General features: G+C 63.6%; 13 protein-coding genes. 6 read left to right on the plus strand and 7 right to left on the minus strand.

The window, feature by feature from the left end; translation table 11 throughout:
* Window positions 1-66 precede the first annotated feature (66 nt).
* The 7 genes from DESFRDRAFT_RS18725 to DESFRDRAFT_RS18755 all read right to left on the minus strand — a co-directional run bounded on the left by DESFRDRAFT_RS18725 (window position 67) and on the right by DESFRDRAFT_RS18755 (window position 9,883).
* Window positions 67-870 carry a TIGR03943 family putative permease subunit gene (locus tag DESFRDRAFT_RS18725; RefSeq protein WP_005996588.1) on the minus strand — a complete coding sequence of 268 codons (804 nt, stop codon included), beginning with the start codon at window positions 868-870 and terminating at the stop codon, window positions 67-69.
* Window positions 867-1,871 (minus strand): permease, encoded by a 1,005-nt coding sequence (locus tag DESFRDRAFT_RS18730; RefSeq protein WP_005996589.1) that lies wholly within the window; start codon window positions 1,869-1,871, stop codon window positions 867-869. Before DESFRDRAFT_RS18730 ends, DESFRDRAFT_RS18725 begins: the two co-directional genes overlap by 4 nt.
* Window positions 1,868-3,616 carry an ABC transporter ATP-binding protein/permease gene (locus DESFRDRAFT_RS18735; RefSeq protein ID WP_005996590.1) on the minus strand — a complete coding sequence of 583 codons (1,749 nt, stop codon included), beginning with the start codon at window positions 3,614-3,616 and terminating at the stop codon, window positions 1,868-1,870. The genes DESFRDRAFT_RS18730 and DESFRDRAFT_RS18735 overlap by 4 nt, the downstream gene beginning before the upstream one ends.
* Window positions 3,617-3,917: 301 nt before the next feature.
* Complete coding sequence (locus DESFRDRAFT_RS18740) at window positions 3,918-5,396, minus strand: outer membrane homotrimeric porin (protein ID WP_005996591.1); 1,479 nt, start codon at window positions 5,394-5,396, stop codon at window positions 3,918-3,920.
* A gap of 518 nt (window positions 5,397-5,914) precedes the next feature.
* Complete coding sequence (locus DESFRDRAFT_RS18745) at window positions 5,915-6,289, minus strand: iron hydrogenase small subunit (protein ID WP_005996593.1); 375 nt, start codon at window positions 6,287-6,289, stop codon at window positions 5,915-5,917.
* 102 nt (window positions 6,290-6,391) lie between these two features.
* Window positions 6,392-7,657, minus strand: coding sequence for a [FeFe] hydrogenase, group A (locus DESFRDRAFT_RS18750; RefSeq protein WP_005996594.1), 1,266 nt, complete (start codon window positions 7,655-7,657; stop codon window positions 6,392-6,394).
* A 519-nt stretch (window positions 7,658-8,176) separates the two neighbouring features.
* Window positions 8,177-9,883: an FAD-dependent oxidoreductase gene (locus tag DESFRDRAFT_RS18755; RefSeq protein ID WP_005996595.1), complete on the minus strand. Its 1,707-nt coding sequence runs from the start codon at window positions 9,881-9,883 to the stop codon at window positions 8,177-8,179.
* A 219-nt stretch (window positions 9,884-10,102) separates the two neighbouring features.
* Between DESFRDRAFT_RS18755 and rsmI the strand changes: the two genes are divergently transcribed.
* From rsmI to DESFRDRAFT_RS18785, 6 genes are all read left to right on the plus strand, one after another.
* On the plus strand, window positions 10,103-10,942 hold the full coding sequence (gene rsmI, locus DESFRDRAFT_RS18760) for a 16S rRNA (cytidine(1402)-2'-O)-methyltransferase (protein WP_043795333.1): 840 nt from the start codon (window positions 10,103-10,105) through the stop codon (window positions 10,940-10,942).
* A gap of 18 nt (window positions 10,943-10,960) precedes the next feature.
* Window positions 10,961-12,469 (plus strand): sensor histidine kinase, encoded by a 1,509-nt coding sequence (locus tag DESFRDRAFT_RS18765; RefSeq protein ID WP_005996599.1) that lies wholly within the window; start codon window positions 10,961-10,963, stop codon window positions 12,467-12,469.
* Between the two features lie 61 nt (window positions 12,470-12,530).
* Entirely contained in the window at window positions 12,531-12,887 is a 357-nt protein-coding gene (locus DESFRDRAFT_RS18770) for an Hpt domain-containing protein (RefSeq protein WP_005996601.1), read from the plus strand.
* A gap of 203 nt (window positions 12,888-13,090) precedes the next feature.
* The gene (locus tag DESFRDRAFT_RS18775) at window positions 13,091-14,323 is read left to right on the plus strand and encodes a hypothetical protein (RefSeq protein WP_144005086.1); all 1,233 of its coding nucleotides are present in this window, start codon (window positions 13,091-13,093) and stop codon (window positions 14,321-14,323) included.
* A 544-nt stretch (window positions 14,324-14,867) separates the two neighbouring features.
* Entirely contained in the window at window positions 14,868-17,627 is a 2,760-nt protein-coding gene (locus DESFRDRAFT_RS18780; RefSeq protein ID WP_005996606.1) for a glycosyltransferase, read from the plus strand.
* A gap of 172 nt (window positions 17,628-17,799) precedes the next feature.
* Window positions 17,800-19,605 (plus strand): ABC transporter ATP-binding protein, encoded by a 1,806-nt coding sequence (locus DESFRDRAFT_RS18785; RefSeq protein WP_005996608.1) that lies wholly within the window; start codon window positions 17,800-17,802, stop codon window positions 19,603-19,605.
* Window positions 19,606-19,708 lie beyond the last annotated feature (103 nt).

The following is a 19,708-nucleotide window of genomic DNA, read 5'->3' on the forward strand; positions in this document are numbered from 1 at the left end:
AAAGTCTTTGGAAAGGGGGTCTGGGGGGATAACCTTTCTTCAGAAAGGTTTCCCCCCAGCCTCTTTCTAAAAATTATACGGTTCCTTGGGGTGCCATTCGAATACGCAGACCTCTTCGGGCACGATGGCGGCCGGCGCGACGCGGTCGGCGACGAACAGCGCGTCCGGCGAGATGGACGTGAAGCTCATGCCGGGCGGCACGTACGCGCCGCGCTGGTCGTCCGGCATGGCGGCCAGATGCCCGTAGGCCACCTGCCAGCTTTTGTCCGGCGGCAGCGGCGTGCCGGGCGGCAGCTTCACCTTGAAGCCGGTGGCCGTGCTGTCCGCGAAACAGCACCAGATGGCCAGCCGCCACAACACGAATTCCCCTTTGGCATCGAGCGCCGGATCGCGTTTGACAAAACCACGCACGGCGTAGGGCAACGTCCATCTCCCCTCGGGTTTGTTGTGGGCGATATCCAGGAGTTCCACCGTGTTGATGGGGATGTATTCCTTGCCGTCGACCGTCATATGGAGCGGCGGCGGAGTCGGCGTCTTGGGGGGCGCGGGAAGCGTCGGCGGCAGGGCGAAGGCGTCGACTTCGGGGGATGCGGCGGGAAACGGCAGCCAGTTCTGGCTGATGGCGACCATGGCGGCCAGGGCGAGGTAGGCCAGCGCCCGGGAAAAGCTCGGCTTGGCCACGGGGCGCAGCAAGGCCCAGACGGCCAGGGCGGCCAGCACCACGGCGGCGCTCAGGGTCAGGGGCTTGAACTTGGGGTTGAGGTACTGCCAGTAATCGCCGGCCAGGGCGAGATAGGCCATGAAGACGGCCATGGCCAGCCAGGCCAGTCCGTCGAGGCGGGCGAGGAGGGCGCGCGGGCGGATGGTCACGACGCGCCTCCGGTGGCCAGGCCGAAGGCGACGCAGGCGGCGAAGACCACGGCCGCCGGCAGGATGGCGAGCCGGCGTACGAGCTTTGGCGTAAAGACCTGCCGCCACATGAGCACGAGCTTGAGGTCGAGCATGGGGCCAAGGGCCAGAAAGGCCAGCCGCGCCGCCATGGGAAAGGTGGAAAACGAGGCGGCCACGAAAGCGTCGGCCTGGGAGCAAAGCGACAGCCCCACGGCCAGGGCCATCATGCCCGGGATGGCCAGCGCCATGTCGTTTTCCATGGCCATGACAACAGGGGCCGGGACATAGGCCTTGAAGGCGGCGGCGGCCATGGCCCCGAAGACCAGCACCATGGCCATGTTCAGAAAATCGGCCATGGCGTGGGTGAAGGCGCTGGCCGCCTTGTCGCGCCGGGTCTTTTTCGCCAACGCGGCGACGGGCAGCGCGTCGGCCAGGGAGCCGAAGGGACTGCCCGGGACCGTGGCCGGCGCGTGGCCGTGATCTTGGCCGGGGCCGTGGTCATGGCCGCAGCCGCAAGACGGGGCGTCGCCGGCAAGAGGCCGTAAAAGCGCCTCGGCCTTTTCCCCGCCGGCCAGAAAGCCGACGACGAGCGCGGCCGTGGCGACGATCAGGCAGCGCCACACGGCCATGGTCGGGTCGCCCCGAAAGGCCACCAGCGTGGCCAGGATGGAGACCGGGTTGATGACCGGTGCGGCCAGCATGAAAGTGATGGCCGCTCCTGCCGGCACGCCTTTGCCCATGAGGCGTCGGGCCAGATAGACCACGCCGCATTCGCAGCAGGGCGTGGCCGCGCCAAGGGCCAGGCCGAACAGCGTGGCGGCGATGCGCCCCTTGGGCACAAGCCGCTCCACGCGTTCGCGCGGCACGTAGGCTTCGACCAGCCCCGAGGCCACCGATCCCATAAGCAGGAAGGGCAGCGCCTCCATGACGATGGAGAGCGTGGCCTGGGCGAAAAGACCAAGGGCTCCGGTGGTGTTCATGCCGGAACCGGTTGTGGCGCGGCAAGCGGGCTTTCGTCCAGCCTCCAGGCCGCGCCCTCGCCGGCCGGCACGAACCGGGCCACCCGGTGGTGGAAGGCGGCCAGGGCCGGGCGGTGGGCGATGCTCAAAATGGCCGTATCCGGCAGCCGGTCCACGAGCAGGCCGTACAGCGTCTTTTCGGACGCCTCGTCCAGGGCTGAGGTGGCTTCGTCGCAAAAGAGCCAGCGCGGGTGCAACAGGATGGCCCGGGCAAAGCCCAGGCGCTGCTGTTCGCCCACGGACAACTCCTGGGACCAGTGGCGCTCCTCGCCCAAGCGGTCGACCAGGTGGGGCAGGCCGCATGCGGCCAGGGCCGTGGCGATCTTGTCCGTGCCGTAGCGTTCCGGAGGGTCCGGATAGGCCACCGCCCCGGCCAGGCTGGCGATGGGCAGGTAGGGGCGCTGGGGCAGGAAGAGCGTCCGTTCGTGTTCCGGCATGGCCAGCTCGCCGGCGGCGTAGGGCCAAAGGCCGCCGATGGCCCGAAACAGCGTGGATTTGCCGCAGCCGGACGGCCCGGCCAGCATCACCCGCTCGCCCGGGGGCAGGGTCAGCGAGGCTCCGGCCAGAAGCGTGCCGCCGTCAGGAAGGCGCAGGCTCACGTCGCGAAGGGCCATGCCCGCGCCGGCCGGCGCGGCCTGCCGGGTGAGCCCCGCCTCGCTGTGGGTGTCGAGGTCCTCCAGCGCCGCCTCGAAGCCGGTCAACCGGTCCACGGTGGCTTTCCATTCGGCCAGGCGCGTGTAGGCGTCGATGAACCAGGACAGGGCGGATTGGACATGGCCGAAGGCCGAGACGGTCTGCATGAGCCCGCCCAGGTGGATGGCCCCGGAGAAATAGCGCGGCGCGGCCACCAGGAAGGGAAAGATGATGGCCGCCTGGGAATAGCCGGCGGAAAACCAGGTCAGGCGCTTTTGCCGGCGCATGATGCCCCACCAGTTGGCCACCACATGGCTGAAGCGTTCGACAAGCCCCCGCCCCTCCTGGTCCTCGCCGCCGTAGAGCCCGATGGCCTCGGCGTTTTCGCGTACGCGCACCAGGTTGAAACGGAAATCGGCCTCGTAGCGCTGCTGGAAGAAGTTGAGCCGGATCAGCGGACGGCCGATGTAGTGGGTCAGCAGCGAGCCGACGCCGGCGTAGACCAGGGCGGCCCAGAGCATGGAGCCCGGGATGGGCAGGTTCAGGATGTGGATGTCGCCGGACAGGTTCCAGAGGATGACGGAAAAGGAGACGAGCGACACCACGGATTCGAGGAAGCCGAGGGTCAGCGACAGGGTCTGCTCCACGAAACCGTTGATGTCCTCGCTGATACGCTGGTCGGGGTTGTCGGTCAGCCCCCCCTCGAAGCGCAGCCGATAGGCGTTATGCGGCGTGAGCCAGCGTTCGGTATAACGCTGGGTCAGCCAGCGCCGCCAGCGGATTTGCAGCATCTGGCGCAAGTATATCTGGTAGACGGCCACGATGATGAACATGGTGGCCAGGATGGTGAACCGGCCGAAGAGCCGGAAAAAGGCATCGATGTTCTTTTCCTGGAGGGAATTGTAAAAGAGGTTGTTCCATTCGTTGAAAAGCACGTTGAGGTAGACGATCCCAAGGCTCATGCCGACGATGACGGCCAGGAGCAGGCCGGACTTGAGTCTTTCCTCGCTTTTCCAATAGGGTTTGGTGAGCTTCCACAGGTCGGACAGAAAGCGCCGCTTGGCTGCGGGCATGGGGAGACTCCTTTTGGGGTTGCGCGCGGTCCGCACGGGCGGACCGTATCCCTCTAGCCACTTGGCCATGTCGACGCAACGCCCGACTCCCCGGAATTTCATGAAAAAAGGTTTATATGGGTGATTGGGGGAGAAGAAGGAAGACGATGCGAGAGGGGGACCATTTTTGAAAAAAAGGTCCCCCTCTCGCGCTCTCCCCTCCCCAAAACTTTTAACGGTGACAAGTCGTTATCGTTAAAAGTCTTGGGAAGGGGAGCCCGGGGGGAAACCTTTCTACAGAAAGGTTTCCCCCCGGTTCTTTCTAATAGCGGTAAGTGAAGCCCAGGGAGAGCTTCCAGGTGTCGTTGCCGTTGCCCTGGCTGGCCAGGCGGTGGCCCCAGACGCTTTCCTGGAAGTGGCCGTGGGCCCAGCCGGTTTCCATGCGCAGGGCCAGGTTTTCGTAGAGCATGTACTGGCTGTCGAAATTGACGCCCATGGCGTACTCGTTCCAGGTGAGGTCGCGGCCCATCTCGAAGTAGGGATTGGAGCCCAGCGCCGTATTGAGAAAGCGGATGGCCCGGGGCGAGTTGTTGCCGCGCAGGTAGGTGAAGGTCACGCGCTGGGACAGCTTTTCCATGAAGGTGATGTTGTTGAACGACACGCCCAGGCCCATGGCCCCGACCGGGTCCATGCCCATGTTGGAGTTGCGGGCGAAGACGGCGCTGTCGTCGAAAAGAAACGAGCCGCCCGGACCCCAGTTGGGACGGGTATGGGGCATGCGCTCGGAGCCGTTGGCCGTGGAGCCGTCCTCGCCGGTGGACCACCAGCCCCAGATCTGCGGCGTGAGCAGGTCGAAGCCGGTGTACTCGGCCCCGAGATCGAGGAACCAGCCCTGGCGGCGGCTCTTCTTGCGGTCGGACAGCGCGCCGCCGCCGTTTATGACGTCGGCGTAGAACTTGACCGGATCGAGGGCGTCGATTTCGAAGGCGCCGCCGACCCAGTAATAGGGGTTCTGGTTGTTCTTCCAGCCCGTCGCGCCGACCAGCGTGCCGGCCGAGAGCAGGTCCTCGGCATAGGAGGCTTCGGCGAAGGACGAGGCGTAGCTGGTGAAATAGGCGGCCTTGGACCCGGCCATGGAGAAAACGCCCCAGGGCGTGACCTTGAAGCCCGGCGTGGTGACGGGCAGGGTCAGGATATAGAAGTCCAGCTCGTCGCCGACCTGGGTGGTGGTGGTGTCATAGGTCCGGTTGGTGTCGATGAGGCGGGCGAAACCGGCCGTGACGCGCAGGGTGTCGGGAATGAGGGGGGCGTTTATGAGCAGCGAGGCGGCCCAGTCCGTAAAGACGATGCTGTCGTTGAAAAGCGCGCTCTGGGGCAGGGCCGTGGGCTGGAGCCCGGCCGTGACCTCGATGTCGGTGCCCGGATATTTGAACTGGAGAAAGGCCTGGTAGACCTGGATGGCCACGTCCGGGTTGGCGGCGGTGTAGGGGCCGTGTCCCCAGGTGTTGTCCACCTTGGTGCCCAGGCGAAACTTCAGGTTTTCGCTTGCAATGAAGTCGGTGCGCACCCGGATGCGCTCCCATACTTCGAAGGTGTCTTCCGTTTTGGTGCCGGCGGCGGTCCAGGTCGGCGCGTTGGAGGTCCAGGCCGCGTCGTTCCAGCCGGTGAAGTTGTGGCCGCTGAAAAAGACGCCGTACACACGGGAGTCGCCTGTGATCCGCACGTCCGTCGCGGCCATGGCCAGGCCGGCCGTCCCCGCCAGAAGCGCCGCCAGCAGGGCCAGCACGGTAAAACGTTTCATAACAAATCCTTCCTCGTGTTGCGGGTTGATGAGCACTTTCCATGGGACGACACCGTGGCGCGGGCACGGCGAACGACCCCTGGCGCGTTGGCGAAACGCGCCGTTTCCACAGGAGGGCATCCCTCATGGGGCCCTTATTTCAGTCGGTTTGCCGGCTGCGGGAGACGGCCGGGCATCAGGAAGGGATGCGTATGACGGCTGTTACGCCGTCCGGCCGGGGCAATGCGTTTTTGGCCGGAACGTGACGACGAAGCGACAGGTGTTTTCCCGTCTGTATCGTTCATATTCCAACCATTTTCGCGCCCATTACAGTGGCTGGGGAGGAATACTCAAGAAAACGGCCCAAGTAAAGCGCCGGAGAAAAGCGCGCAACGCCGCATGGCGAGAGAAGACGCAAGCGGGCGTCGCGCGATCGTCGCACGGCCGCCAAGTTGGACGGGAGAGGTGTTGCAGAGGGACGCAACCCTAGGGTCAGGCAAAACCCTTGCCGCGGGTTCGTCCGGAACGGAAGGCCGGGGTTACTGGAATGGATACGGCTCTTTTTCGAATTCCTTGGCCCGCGGCGTGGGGTACAGGCCCTTGGCCTTCAGTGCCGCCAGATCCTTGGAGCGGTCCACCCATTTGGTGTGGAGCAGATGCTCGGACTCGTGGGACAGGGGCTCATGCAGGAATTTCTTGTAGAGCGTGATGACCTGGGCGTTGTCCTGGGAGGCCCGGACCTTGAATTTGGCGTCCGCGCCATAGACGGCGTTTACGCGGTCCATCATGTACTCTTTGAGCTGTTTGGCGGCGGCAACGGCCTTGCTGGTCAGGCGCAGGCCGATCAGGGCGCCGCCGGTCAGCACGCAGGCGGTCTTCATAAAGCCGCGCCGGGTGGTGGCAAGTATCGACATAGATCCTCCTGGGGCGCGTTTCCGCGAAACCGCTTGTGCGGGTTTCGAGGGGCACACGCCTGGGTCGTTATTTCTGCAAAGATACCAACGTATTTTTATGTGTTACGCCTTTTGCGCGTCGTAGAGGGCCAGACGCTTTTTGAGCGACGCGTAGAACTTCGTGGTGGTCCGGTTCATGGATTCGAGCACGGTCGGCATGATGGGCTGGCCGCCGCCCATGACGCAGCCGCCTGGGCAGGCCATGAACTCGATGAAGTGGTAGGGCGATTTGCCGGCCTTCACCTCGTCGCAGACCTTGGCGAAGTTCTTGCCGCCGTTGACCACGGCCACTTTGACGTCGGTGCCGCCGATGTTGATGGTGGCTTCCTTGATGCCGTTTAGGCCGCGCACGGCCTTGAAGTCCCAGCTCTGGGGCGGTTTCTTGGTCAGGGCCTGGTAGGCGAAGCGCAGGGCCGCTTCCATGACGCCGCCGGAAACGCCGAAGATGGTCGCGCCGCCCGTGGATTCGCCCATGACCGCGTCGCGCTTGCCATTGGCGATCTTCGGCAGGTCGATGCCGGCCTTTTTCATCATGTAGGCCAGCTCGCGGGTGTTGATGGTGGCGTCGATGTCGCGGAAGCCGCTGGCGTCCATCTCCGGCCGCATGCCTTCGAATTTTTTGGCCGTGCAGGGCATGATGGACACGGTGTAGATCTGCTTGGGCTCGTAGCCGAGCTCCTTGGCCCCGTAGGTCTTGGCCAGGGGACCCATCATGCCGATGGGCGACTTGCACGAGGAGAAGTGCGGCAGCAGCTCGGGGTAGAAGGTCTCGGCGTACTTCTGCCAGCCGGGACAGCAGGAGGTGAACTGGGGCAGGGGCTTGTCGAGCTTTTTGGTGATGCGGGCCAGAAGCTCGGAGCCCTCTTCCCAGATGGTGACGTCGGCCGTGAACTCGTTGTCCCAGACGTTGTCGAAGCCAAGCTGCTTGAGCCCCGTGAGCATATGCTCGGTGGTGACCGCGCCGAGCGGCATGCCGAAGGGATCGCCCAGGGCGTAGCGCACGGCCGGGGCCGGCATGGCGATGACCTTGACGTTCTTGTCCTTGAGCTTGGCTTCGATCTCCGGGACGAAGGACACGGTCTCGTAGATGGCCGCAACCGGGCAGTGGGTGAGGCACTGGCCGCAGTTGATGCAGGCGGCCGGATCGACCACCTTGTGGGGCTCGCCGGATTCGCCGGTGATGGCCCCGGTGGGGCAGTAGCCCATGCAGGTATCGCAGCCGATGCATTTGGTCTCGTCGACCTGGACGATATAGGCCTGGTCCAGGTTCGTGCCCGGAGGCGGCACGGTCTGTTCGTAGAAGATCTTTGCCATCTCGATGCGGCTCATACGCAACCTCCAACGGTTAGATGGGTTACCCTTGCGGGCGGTTTTTCACGGGAGCGGGGGCGCGGTGCGTTTCGACCGGTTTGTGGAGCCCCCTGGAGCTGGCGGGAGGCGAGCGGAAAAGTTCTCGTGTATATTCATACGAAAATAGTTTGTTTTAAATAGTATGAAATAAAATTTCGTAACACGAAAACGTAATACTTTAAATTTCCGTATGGAGCAAGCCCCCTTGCGGCAAAGTGGGGGTTGCCCGCGCATTTTTTCACGTGGAGGGGAAGGCGCGAGGGATGAGGGGGGACGCGTTAGGGGCGAACACGGTTTTGGGAAAGGTTTTTCCCGCCGGAAGGGGGCATGTGTTCGCGACTGGCGACGCGCTATAAAAGGATTCGTTGTCCTTGAGGGCCACGCCGAGGGGAAAAGAATCCTCACCATGCCCCTTGGAAAGTTTTTGAAGAGGGGTCCAGGGGGGAAACTTTTTTCAAAAAGTTTCCCCCCTGGCCGCCGGAGGCATTCTTCCCCTCTTTACACCTCAATGCCGGCGGCGCCGACGGCGGCCATGCCGCCCTCGACGCTGACGACCTGTTTGAAGCCCATGTGGGCCAGGGTGATCAGGGCTTCGTAGGAGCGCGCTCCGGTGTTGCACATGAGCACGATATTCTTGTCGCGGGGCACTTCGGCCAGGCGTTCGCGCAACTGGCCCTGGGGAATGTTGTGCCAGCGGCCGGGGTATTTCTCCACCAGCGGCTTGCCCTGGATTTCCTCGCGGCAGTCGAGGATGTAGGCGTCGCCGAGGTCGGACTGCTTCCAGAGGCGGCCGAATTCGGTGACGTCGATGCCGGCGTTTTTGCCGGAGAGGATGTTGTCGGCCACGTTGCCCACGGTATTGAGAATGTCCATGGCGGCGGCGAAAGGCGGGGAGTAGGCCACTTCCACGTTGGAGACGGCCGAGACCTTGGGCTTGCCCGGCAGCATGGCGGCCACGGTGTTGACCTTGCCGACCACGGCGTCGCCGTTTTCACCGAGGGCTTGCAAGCCGAGCACCCGCTTGGTGCCGCGCTCGGCGATGAGCTCCAGGGACATGAGCTTGTGCTCGGGGTAGAAATGGGCCCGGTCCACGGCCGTGATGTGGGTGGAGACGGCGTCGATGCCGGCCCGTTTGGCCGAGGCCAGGGTGAGCCCGGTTCCGGCCGCGCCGAGGTCGAAGAGCTTGACGCACCAGGAGCCGACCACGCCTTCGAACGAGGAATCGCCCCCGGCCAGGTTGTCGCCGATGACCCGGCCCTGCCGGTTGGCCATGGACCCGAGCGGCAGGAACATGGGCTGGTCGGTGACCAGATTCTTGACCACCACGCAGTCGCCGCCGGCATAGATGTCCGGGTCGGAAGTGCGCATGTGCTCGTCCACGATGATGCCGCCGCGCGGGGAGACCTCGAGCCCGGCCGCCTTGGCCAGGGCGTCGTTGGGGGTGACGCCAACGGACACGATGACCATGTCCGCCTCGACCACGCCCTTATCCGTGACCACGCGCTGGGCCTTGCCGTCGCCCTCGATGGCCTTGACCTGTTCGGCCAGGCGGAAGGCGACGCCTTTTTCCTCCATGTGCCGATGGGCCATGCCGGCCAGGGTCGGGCTGGTCACGCCCGGCAGGATCTGGTCGAAAAGCTCGATGACGGTGACGTCGAGGCCCCACATGTCGGCGAAGGCCACGGCCATTTCCAGGCCGATGAATCCCGAGCCGATGATCGCCACCGAGCCGATCGAGCCGGCGGTCACGGCGTTTTTGATGGCCTCGGCCGCTTCCAGGTCGTTGACCGCGTGCACGCCCGGCAGGTCGAAGCCGGGGATGGGGAGCTTGCGCGTGGAGCTGCCCGTGGCGATGACCAGCTTGTCGTAGGGGATGGCCTCTTCCTTGCCGGTCAGCAGGTGCCGGGCGGTCACGGTCTTGGCTTTCCGGTCGATGGCGGTGACCTCGGTTTCGGGGCGGGCGTCCACGTCCTTGACTTCGTGAAAGAATTCGGGCGTGCGTACCATGTTGAAGGCCGTGGCTTGCAGGGCCGAGACTTCGCTGACCTCGCCGGAAACGTAGTAGGGAATGCCGCAGCCCCCGTAGGAGATGCGTTTGCCCCGGTCGAGCATGATGACCTTGCTGTCCGGGGAGAGGCGCTTGAAGCGGCAGGCGGCCTTAGGCCCCAGGGCCACGGCTCCGATGATGACGACCTGTTGTGGCATGGCGTATCCTTGCGTTTCGAGTTGTTGTCCGGGTATTTTCAGGGATCATTCCTTGGGACGGCGTCGACTATGCATACGGGCAGGGTCGGAAAACAGGCGGTTGCAGGCTCTTTTCCCCCGGCGGCACAATACTGAAATGGCGTTAAAGTATTCGAAAGCCGGACCTTGTCAATGCCCCGGCCCAGCCTGTACCAGGACGGGGAGGGCAAGGAGGCCGGTTTGACGGATACGCGCGCGGCAACGCTTTTTGTGGTGGCGACGCCCTTGGGCAACGTCGCTGACGTTTCGCCCCGGGCGGCTTCGGTCTTGGCCGGGGCCGAGGCGGTGTTGTGCGAGGACACCCGGCGCACGGGGCTTTTGCTCAAGTCGCTCGGCATAACGGCCAAGCGGCTCACGAGCTTTCACGAGCACAACGAGGAGGCGAGGCTCCCCCAGGTCCTGGCGCTTCTGGACGCCGGGGACGATCTGGCCCTGGTTTCCGACGCCGGCACGCCGCTTCTGGCCGATCCGGGCTACCGGCTGGTGCGGGCCGCCCGGGAAGCGGGACACGCCGTCTCGCCCGTGCCCGGTCCCTCGGCCATACTGGCGGCCCTCTCGGCGGCCGGCATCGCGCCGTACCCCTTTTCCTTCCTGGGATTCCCGCCGCGCACCGCCTCCGAGGCCAGGGAGCTTTTCGCCCGCTTCGGCGCGACGGGCGCGACGCTGGTTTTTTTCGAGCGCAAGACGCGGCTGCGGGCGACCCTGGCCATTGCCTTGCAGGCTCTGGGCGACAGGGAATGCGTGCTGTGCCGGGAGCTTACAAAGACATTTGAGGAGTTTCTGCCCGGGACGCTGGCTGGATTCGCCGGACAGGAGCTGGAGCTTCTCGGCGAGGTGACGGTGGTGGTCGGCCCGGGCCGGGCGGCGCGCGCGTCCGAGGAAGAGGCGGCGCGCGTGGCGCGGGAGGAGGCGGCGGCGGGAGGCAAGCCCCGCGAGGCGGCGAGACGCGCCGCGGCGCGGCTTTCGGGATGGACCGTCAAAGAGGTTTATGCGATGCTCGAAAACCGGAAGCACGATTGACCCGGAGGGGAAGGCCGCATGGTGGACGGTCCACGCGCCGCACGGGAAGGGTATTGCGTTCTCGACACCGAGGAACGGGATTATCTCGTCGGCGTGGTGGGTTGCGGCCCCGGATTCGACACCATCCTTGAAATTGTGGCCGGCGAGGAGTTCCGCGAATTCCTGCCGCCCATGCGGCTGGCCGGCGTGGCCGGGCTGGCCCCGGACGATCCCCGCCGCGGCGAGCCGCTTCTGGCCGGGGTGCCGCTTTATCCTTCGCCCGAAGAGCTTTTCGCCGCCAACCCCGGCATCAACCTTGTGGTGGAGCTGCAAAGCGGCTGCGACTGCCGGGCCCTGGCTGCGTCTTTGCCGCCCGGAGCCTCGCTGATCGACAGCACGGCCTCCTTTTTCCTGTGCGCGCTGTCCAATGCCGTGTCCGTGGGCGCGCATTGCCGCCGCCGCCTCGACCACCAGAAACTTTTGCTCGAAGCCATCGTGGACGAGGTCCAGGAGGATATCGCCCTGGTCTCGGCCGCCGGCAAGGTGGTCGACCTCAACCGCAACATCGTGGCGCGCCTGGGCAAACCCAAGGAATCGCTCCTCGGCCGGCCCTGCGAGGAACTGCAAAGCGGCCCCGACGACCCGCCTTTTTGCGATCCCGGCGATCCGCAGTCCCCTTTCAGCATGGCGCTGGCGACCGGCGTCAAGGCCGAGCGGCTCCAGACGGCCATGGCCGTCGACGGCCGGCTGCGCTACTTCCGCACCTACGCCTACCCCATCCGCAACGCCGTGGGCAGGGTCGGGCACGTGGTGGTTTTCCGCCGCGACATCACCGACCGCACCCAGGGGGAGATCAGCGCCCGGCAGGCCGAACGCATCGAGACTGTCGGCCGGTTGTCCTCGTATCTGGCCCACGAGATCAGGAATCCGCTGTTCGCGGCCAGCGGCTTCGCCAGACGCCTTTCGGCCATGAGCGACCTGCCCGAAGCGGCCCGGGAGAAGGCGGGCATCGTGGTGGAGGAGCTGGCCCGCATGGAGGCGCTGCTCACCCAGTTTCTGGAATTCGCCCGGCCGGTCGGCGGGACGGTGGAGGGAAAGGCCGAGGTGGACCGCGCCGCCCGGGAAGCCGTGGACGCCGTGAGCGCCGAGGCCGATACGCGCCGGGTGGGGCTGGTGATGGACATCGCCCCGGAACTGCCGCCTGTGGCTCTCGATCCGGCCCTGCTCAAGCAATGTCTGGTCAATCTGCTGCGAAACGCCCTGGAATCCCTGCCCCATGGCGGTCTGGTCGCGTTGGCCGCCGACCGGGTCGAGGAGCGGGTGCGGCTCCGGGTCACGGACAGCGGTCGCGGCGTGACCCGGGAAAACCTGGAAAACATGTTCAGCCCCTTCTATAAAGGGGACCAGTGCGAATACGGCCTGGGGCTGGCCATGGTCAAAAAAGTGGTGGACGATTTCGGCGGCTCGGTGGAGGCGGTCGGGCAGCCGGACGGCGGATGCGCCATTACCCTTTTTCTACCGCCGGTGTTGGCCGGCGCGACGCATTGATGCCGCGCTCCCGAAATGCCGGGGGACGCCGCGCGGACGCCCGCGCCAAGGAGGATGGCATATGGCCGATGTCGACGACGGGACGCGCGGTCTGGTGGATATGGACCGGCTGCGGCAGCGGTTCGATAACGACAACGAACTGTTGGGCGAGATCTTCCGGGTGTTCCAGAGCGAGACCCCGGGCCGGCGGGCCGGCTTCGAGCAGGCCCTGGCCTCCGGAGACATGAATGCCGTCACCCATCTGGCCCATTCCCTCAAGGGCGTGGCCGCGACAATGTTCGCCGAGCCCCTGCGCCAGGCGGCCTATGATCTGGAACTGGCCGGGCGGGCCGGCGATACGGCGGCCGCATCCCGGCTGGCCGCGGTCCTGCTGCGGCGCCTCGAAGCCACGAACCAATATGTGGCGGGGTTGTTTTAGCGGGGCATTGCTTTTGAGAAAGAAGGTTCAAGAGAGGAGACCCGCAGCAAAGGGCGACCTCCTCATGCTTCGCGTCCCTTTCCGCTTCAGGCCGGTTGCGGGACTGTCGTCGTCGCACTCCCGACCTTGGTGCTTGCGTCCTCTTCGTGACACCCCCCATTTTCTGTAAAGGGTTTGATGTTATTATGTGGAAGCGTATTCTAGTGGTGCTGTTTCTCTTTGTCTTTTGTGTTTTGTTTGTCCCGCTCGCATTTGAGCTGTATCTTCATTTGACTTCGAACTACGAAGATCCAATAGGCTATGTTTTCCATGCCAAGGTCGGTTTTTTATACGATCACAAAACATGCCCGGATAAAGTGAATTCCTTTGGATTTGTCGATAAGCCTCGGGATGTCTCGGGAAATAAAAAGAAAAAGATTTTGCTCGTCGGTGATTCATTTGTAAGCGGCACAAGTTTGGCGCGGCATCTTGAAGATGATTTAAACAAATCTGTTCATGGAGAACAGGTTGAAGTCATTCCTATGGGATTCCCTGGAATTGGCCTTGGAAACATGTATGCGTTCGTAAAGGAAATAGGATCGCAGTTCCACCCCGTGGCGGTAGTCGCCGTTTTCAACTCATCGACATTTGCCAACGACTCTCGCGTATTGGAGGCCATAAAGTTGCGGGGGCATCCCGATCATCCCATGGGGTTGTTTTTTGAAGAACGCAATGGGGAATGTGTCCAGATATCGGCTGATAGCAATTTTAAGGAATACGTGCTTAAGGAATCGCCAAGTGAGAATAGGCATACGTTGTACACGGTTCTTGAGTCTGGATTGGAGAAGATTTTTGGTCGTTTCTATGCTTATAATTGGCTCAAGGATATCGTCGCGCAAGGAGGGGACAAGAATTTTCTCGGCATGGATAGGGAATTTTCCTACCGATATTATCAAATTAAATCGATGCCGGCATACGCTGGATTGCTTGCGGGATGGTCATTTCCTGACGATCTTGATATGAACAGTATGTTCTGGGTGGCAACGGAGACAATGCCGCCTGTATTCAAGAGTGCATTGTCCGCCACGAAATGTGCGCTCCTTGCATTCAATCAGCTTGCCGAGGCTCGGGACTTTAAATTCTTTTTAGCGATATCCGATGATTGCTCGGTCAGAAACAACCTTTTGCAGCAGGAATTCAGATTTCGGTCAAAACCGACCGGTCGGGTTTTTCTCGCTAAAGAGTATAAGAATAAAATTGTATTGCTTGCAAAAGAAACACGAACGCATTTTATCGATCTCAATGACAGTTTTGGCGATGATCCACTTCGGTTGCATAAGTACAATGATATCCATTGGAATGAGAATGGATTTCGTCAGGCCGCCGCGTCCGTGAGTAGTTTTTTGCTGGAACAACCCGATTTTATAGAGAAGATTTCTTCAGAGAATGCCCAATAGACGGTGTGGGCGTCATCGTCCAGTGGCCGGGGCACTTTGCCGCAGTGTGGTGCAAAAAGGGCTATTGTGGCTACCCTCTCTTTGCTCGGTGCAGCGATCAAAAAAACAATCCGGGGGCGGGACTGCTAGACGGCGGTTTCCCGTCATCGGCGATCCCGTGATGGCGGATTTCCAGGTTGACTTTCCCGGGTACGTATTTCCTCTTTATCGTATATCATTTTTAAATGATTCTGTTTTATATAAGAGGCAACGCTCGATTACGATAACGTAATCGAGTGCGCAATTTTCGTAACCGGTCGCGTCCTTTCTTCCTTCCTGATCCCCCAATCTCCTGTTTTTTGGCCCTTTGCGGGCATGGCACGTTCATTGCTAATTGGTGTCCGCGAGTCGTCCGGCTGTATGAGGTCTCTTGAAGTTTTATTTAGAGATTTCAAGGTATTGTCTGGACGGATACGGAAAAAGACCAGTATCGCCGCCGCTTACGGGAACCGGGCGGCGGAGCGCAAAAAAGGCGGGAGACCGCCCATACCAGGAGAAGGGAACCATGTTCCAGATCGAAGAAGGCCTTGCGGGCGTAAAGACGCTGCCGCGCGTACGCGCCAAGGGCCGTTATCTGTTCGCCGGCGAGGACAAGTTCTTCATCAAGGGCGTCACCTACGGACCGTTCCCGGAGAACTCCCGGGGCGAGCAGTTGCCCGAAGACGAAACCGTCAATCACGATTTCGAACTCATGCGCCGGGCCGGCGTCAACTCCATCCGGGTGTACTACGTGCCGCCGCGCCGTTTTCTGGATATCGCCGCCCGCCACGGCATCCGCGTCATGGTCGGCATCCCCTGGCCCGAGCACCTGTGCTTCCTCGACCAGTGGGAAGTGAAGGAAGACATCAAAAAGACCGTGCGCGAGGCCGTCGCCTCCCTGGCCGGCCACCCGGCCTTGCTCGCCTGGCTCATCGGCAACGAGATTCCGAGCCACATCGTGCGCTGGCACGGCGCGGGCAAGGTGGAAAAATTTTTGGCCAAGCTCGCCGCCATCGTGCGCGAGGAAGACCCCGAGGGCATGGTCACCTACGCCAACTACCCCTCCACCGAATATCTGCGCCTGCCGTTTCTCGATTTCCTCTCGATCAACGTCTACCTGCACGACAAGAAGGCGTTTCGCTCCTACGTCAAGCGGCTGCAGAACGTGGCCGGCGAACTGCCGCTGGTCCTGTCCGAGTTCGGCATGGATTCCATCCGCAACGACGAGGACCACGTGGCCGAGACCCTGTCCTGGCAGCTCAACTCCGCCTTCGAGCTCGGCGTCTCCGGGACCATGGTCTTCGCCTGGACCGACGAATGGTTCACCGGCGGCCACCTCATCGAGGACTGGAAATTCGGCATCGTGACCGAGACCAGAAAGCCCAAGCCCGCCTACCAGGCCGTGGCCGACGTCTACCGCCAGCGTCTGCCCATGCTGCCGGAAAACGCGCCGTTTATTTCCGTGGTCGTGTGCGCCTACAACGCCGCCTCCACCATGGACGGCTGCCTGGCCTCGTTCGCCAAGGTGGATTACCCCAAATTCGAGGTCATCGTGGTCGATGACGGCTCCACCGACGAGACGGGCGCGATAAGCGACCGCCACGCCGCCGCCGCGCCCTACATCCACGTCATCCACCAGCCGAACCTGGGCCTTTCCGCCGCCCGCAACGTGGGCATGAACGCCGCCCAGGGCGAGATCGTGGCCTACACCGACTCCGACTGCTACGTGGACCCGCACTGGCTCCACTACATGGCCTGGGCCTTTACCGAAGAGCGCTTCGTGGCCGTCGGCGGTCCCAACCTGACCCCGGCCGAGGACAACCGCACCGCCGCCTGCGTGGCCGTCTCCCCCGGCGCGCCGACCCATGTGCTTTTGACCGACGAGATCGCCGAGCACATCCCCGGCTGCAACATGGCCTACCGCAAGGAGCATCTGGCCGGCATCGGCGGCTTCGACGCCACCTACCGCGCGGCCGGCGACGATGTGGACGTGTGCTGGCGGCTCCAGGACCAGGGACATCTCATCGGCTTTTCCGCGGCCATGACCGTCTGGCATCACCGCCGCAACACCGTTTCGGCCTACCTCAAGCAGCAGAAGGGCTACGGCCGGGCCGAGGCGCTGCTTTTGCCCAAGCATAAGGACCGCTTCAACATGCTCGGCAATTCGCGCTGGGCCGGCCGCATCTACGGCGACATCTCCGGCGCGCTTCTGGCCGCGCGGCCCATCGTCTACCACGGCGCTTTCGGCATGGGGCTGTTCCAGACCCTGTACGAGCCCAAGGGCAGCCTCACTGCCTACCTGCCGCTGTCCATGGAGTGGATGCTTCTGGCCGTGGCCTGCATGATCGCCACCCCCTTCAGCCTTATCGCCGGCGGCCTGGGACTGGCCATGGCCGCATCGACTCTGGCCTTCGTGGCCTACCGGGTGAGCAAGGCCCGGCTGCCCGAGCAGTACGACAACATCACCGCGCGCCTGATCATCGCCGGGCTGACCGTGGCCCAGCCGGTGCTGCGCGGCTGGACCCGCTACAAGACGGTCTGGACGCTTAAGCGCGGGGCCGGCGTCAACGCCTGCCCGCTGCCCCTGGCCGACACCACGGCCTGCGACGAGTCGAACCTGCCGCGCGTGGGGATCCTGCGCCGTCTGGCCGCGACCGGCAGCATCCTGGCCCATCGCCTGTCCTTCCACCGCTTTTTCTGGAACGACAAGAGCTTGGAGCGCGACGAGCTGCTTGCTTCCATCATCGGCCTGCTGCGCACGCTCGGCGTCTCCTACGCCCTCGACAGCGGCTTTGCCGCCTCGTCGTCCACGCCGCCTTGGGACCTGGCCGCCAAGGCGGGCAAGCTCACCACCGCGCGCCTGCGCGTGACCGTGGAAAACCACGGCGGCGAGAAGCGGTTCGTGCGTCTGGCCGGTTCGGTGCTGCCTTCCGGCGCGTCGGTCCTGGCCCTGGTCGCCTGCCTGGGCGCGGCCGCCGGCAGCTTCCTGTTCCATCCGATCCTGGCCCTGGCCGCCGGAGCCGTGGCGCTCGGCCTGGCCGGCTGGATGGTCACGGGGCTTTTCCGGGCCGCCTCGCTCGTGGCCACCATCATCCAGTACGTCATGGTCACCCGGCCCGGCTGCTCCATGACCGAGCCGGTGGAAGAGCGCGTGACCCGCGTGGTCAAGCCGCGCACGGCCGAAACCGTGGCCGAGGCCGCCGAGGAGGCCCAGGAGGTCGTTCCCGCCGCGCCGGCCGTTGCGGTCGAGCCCGAGCCGGTGGTCGTCGAGACCGAGGCCGCTTAACCGGGTTATTCGCCACGCCGCCCCGGGGCGTTTAAGCCTCGGGGCGGTGTGTCATTTTTTCTATACGGGGGGTCCGGGGGCCCTTGGCCTCCCGGCGGAGAGGTCCAGGAGAGGCAGCGCCTCTCCTGGCGAGGGGGCGGGGGCAGAGCCCCCGCTTCCAAGGATAATCGCCATGAGCATGTTCCGCACGCTGCTGGGCTACCTCAAGCCCTACAAGTACCTGTTCCTCCTGGGGCTTGGCCTGGTCGCCCTGGCCAGCGCCATGGAGCTCCTCAAACCCTGGCCGCTGACCTTGGCCGTGGACCAGATCATCGGCCACAAGCCCCTGGACGTCATGGGCTGGAAGCCCGATCTGGCCGCCATCTCCATCGGCGTCCAGCTGCTTACCGTGGTCGGCATGCTGGTCGGCGTGCACTTTCTGGTGGGCTTCGTGCAACTCCTCAACAACTACCTGACCATCCGCATGGGTCAGGACATGGTGCAGGATCTGCGCTGCGACCTCTTCGACCATCTCCAGCGCCAGTCCCTGCGCTTCCACCAGAACTGGCCCACGGGCGACCTCATCTACCGCATCATGGGCGACACCTACGCCGTGCAGGCGCTTTTGATGAACGGCGTTTTCACCACGGTGACGAGCACCGCGCTGCTCCTCGGCATGCTGGTGGTGTGCCTGCAGATGGACGCGGAACTCACGCTCTACGCCTTGTGCGTCATCCCGCTGCTTTTCGTCGCCATATCGAGAGTGTCGCGCAAGATCGGCGACCTGACCACCGAGACGCATCTCAAGGAGTCCCAGGTCTACACCACGGTGGAGCGCATCTTTTCCTCCATCACCCTGGTCCAGGCCTTCGGCCGCGAGGATGAGGAACGCCGCAGGTTCGTGTCCGAGTCCCAGCGTTCCTTCGACCGCAAGCTGTCGCTCTACGCCTTGCAGACGGTCTACGGCTGGCTGGTTTCCGGCATCACCGCCGCCGGCACGGCGCTGGTCCTCTACGTCGGCGTGCGCCACGTGATCGACGGCCTGCTTTCCACCGGCGAGCTGCTGGTCTTCATCGCCTATCTGGCCTCGCTGTATACGCCGCTCAACAACCTGAGCGTCACCGTGGGCGGCATCCGGGGCTCCCTGGCCCAGGCCAAGCGCGTCATGGACGTTTTGGCCGTGGACGAGGCCGTGCCCGAGGCGCCCGATGCTCCGGCCCTGGCCGTGAGCAAGGCCGAGGTGCGTTTCGATGCGGTGTCCTTCGGCTATGTCCCGGAAAAGATGGTTCTAAACGACGTCGATTTCATCTGCCCCGGCGGCTCCACCGTGGCCGTGGTCGGTCAGACCGGGGCCGGCAAGACCTCGCTTATCAGCCTGCTGCTGCGTTTTTACGATCCCCAGAAGGGGGCCATCACCATCGACGGCCAGGATCTGCGTTCGGTCGGCCTCAAAAGCCTGCGCGACAAGATCGCCATCGTGCTCCAGGAAACCCAGCTCTTCCCCATGTCCGTGCACGATAATATCGCCTACGGCAAAAAGCAGGCGACCCGCGAGGAAGTGGAGCGCGTGGCCAGGCTCGCCAACGCCCACGACTTCATCGCGGCCCTGCCCAAGGGCTACGACACCATCCTCGGCGAAAAGGGCTCCAACCTGTCCGGCGGCCAGCGCCAGCGTCTGGCCATCGCCCGGGCGCTGCTCAAGGACGCGCCGCTTTTAATCCTCGACGAGCCCACTTCGGCCCTCGACGCCGAGACCGAGGCCCTCATCATGGAAGGCCTGGAGCGGCTCATGGAAAACCGCACCACCTTCGTCATCGCCCACCGCCTGTCCATGATGCGCCGGGCCGACGTCATCCTGGTCATCAAGAACCAGCGCATCCACGAAATGGGTTCCTACGACGAGCTGATGGCTAGAAACGGCGAATTCGCTCGCCTGCACGCCATCCAGATGGGCAAGGGACGCCCCGAGAAGTTGCCGCCGCACCCCTTGGTAGCTTAAGAAATCTTTAGGAATGGTGCTGGGGGGAAACCTTGTCTTACGAAAGGTTCTCCCCCCAGGCCCCCTTTCCAAAGACTTTTAGCTATAATAGGATGTTATATCT

The organism is Solidesulfovibrio fructosivorans JJ], from assembly GCF_000179555.1.
In the GTDB taxonomy this organism is placed as follows: Bacteria; Desulfobacterota; Desulfovibrionia; order Desulfovibrionales; family Desulfovibrionaceae; genus Solidesulfovibrio; species Solidesulfovibrio fructosivorans.

Bases quoted from the DNA above. Each gene is read 5' to 3' on its own strand.
- DESFRDRAFT_RS18730 (WP_005996589.1), bottom strand. From the start codon at position 1,871: ATGAACACCACCGGAGCCCTTGGTCTTTTCGCCCAGGCCACGCTCTCC.
- DESFRDRAFT_RS18735 (WP_005996590.1), bottom strand. From the start codon at position 3,616: ATGCCCGCAGCCAAGCGGCGCTTTCTGTCCGACCTGTGGAAGCTCACC.
- DESFRDRAFT_RS18740 (WP_005996591.1), bottom strand. From the start codon at position 5,396: ATGAAACGTTTTACCGTGCTGGCCCTGCTGGCGGCGCTTCTGGCGGGG.
- DESFRDRAFT_RS18745 (WP_005996593.1), bottom strand. From the start codon at position 6,289: ATGTCGATACTTGCCACCACCCGGCGCGGCTTTATGAAGACCGCCTGC.
- DESFRDRAFT_RS18750 (WP_005996594.1), bottom strand. From the start codon at position 7,657: ATGAGCCGCATCGAGATGGCAAAGATCTTCTACGAACAGACCGTGCCG.
- DESFRDRAFT_RS18755 (WP_005996595.1), bottom strand. From the start codon at position 9,883: ATGCCACAACAGGTCGTCATCATCGGAGCCGTGGCCCTGGGGCCTAAG.
- DESFRDRAFT_RS18765 (WP_005996599.1), top strand. From the start codon at position 10,961: ATGGTGGACGGTCCACGCGCCGCACGGGAAGGGTATTGCGTTCTCGAC.
- DESFRDRAFT_RS18770 (WP_005996601.1), top strand. From the start codon at position 12,531: ATGGCCGATGTCGACGACGGGACGCGCGGTCTGGTGGATATGGACCGG.
- DESFRDRAFT_RS18780 (WP_005996606.1), top strand. From the start codon at position 14,868: ATGTTCCAGATCGAAGAAGGCCTTGCGGGCGTAAAGACGCTGCCGCGC.
- DESFRDRAFT_RS18785 (WP_005996608.1), top strand. From the start codon at position 17,800: ATGAGCATGTTCCGCACGCTGCTGGGCTACCTCAAGCCCTACAAGTAC.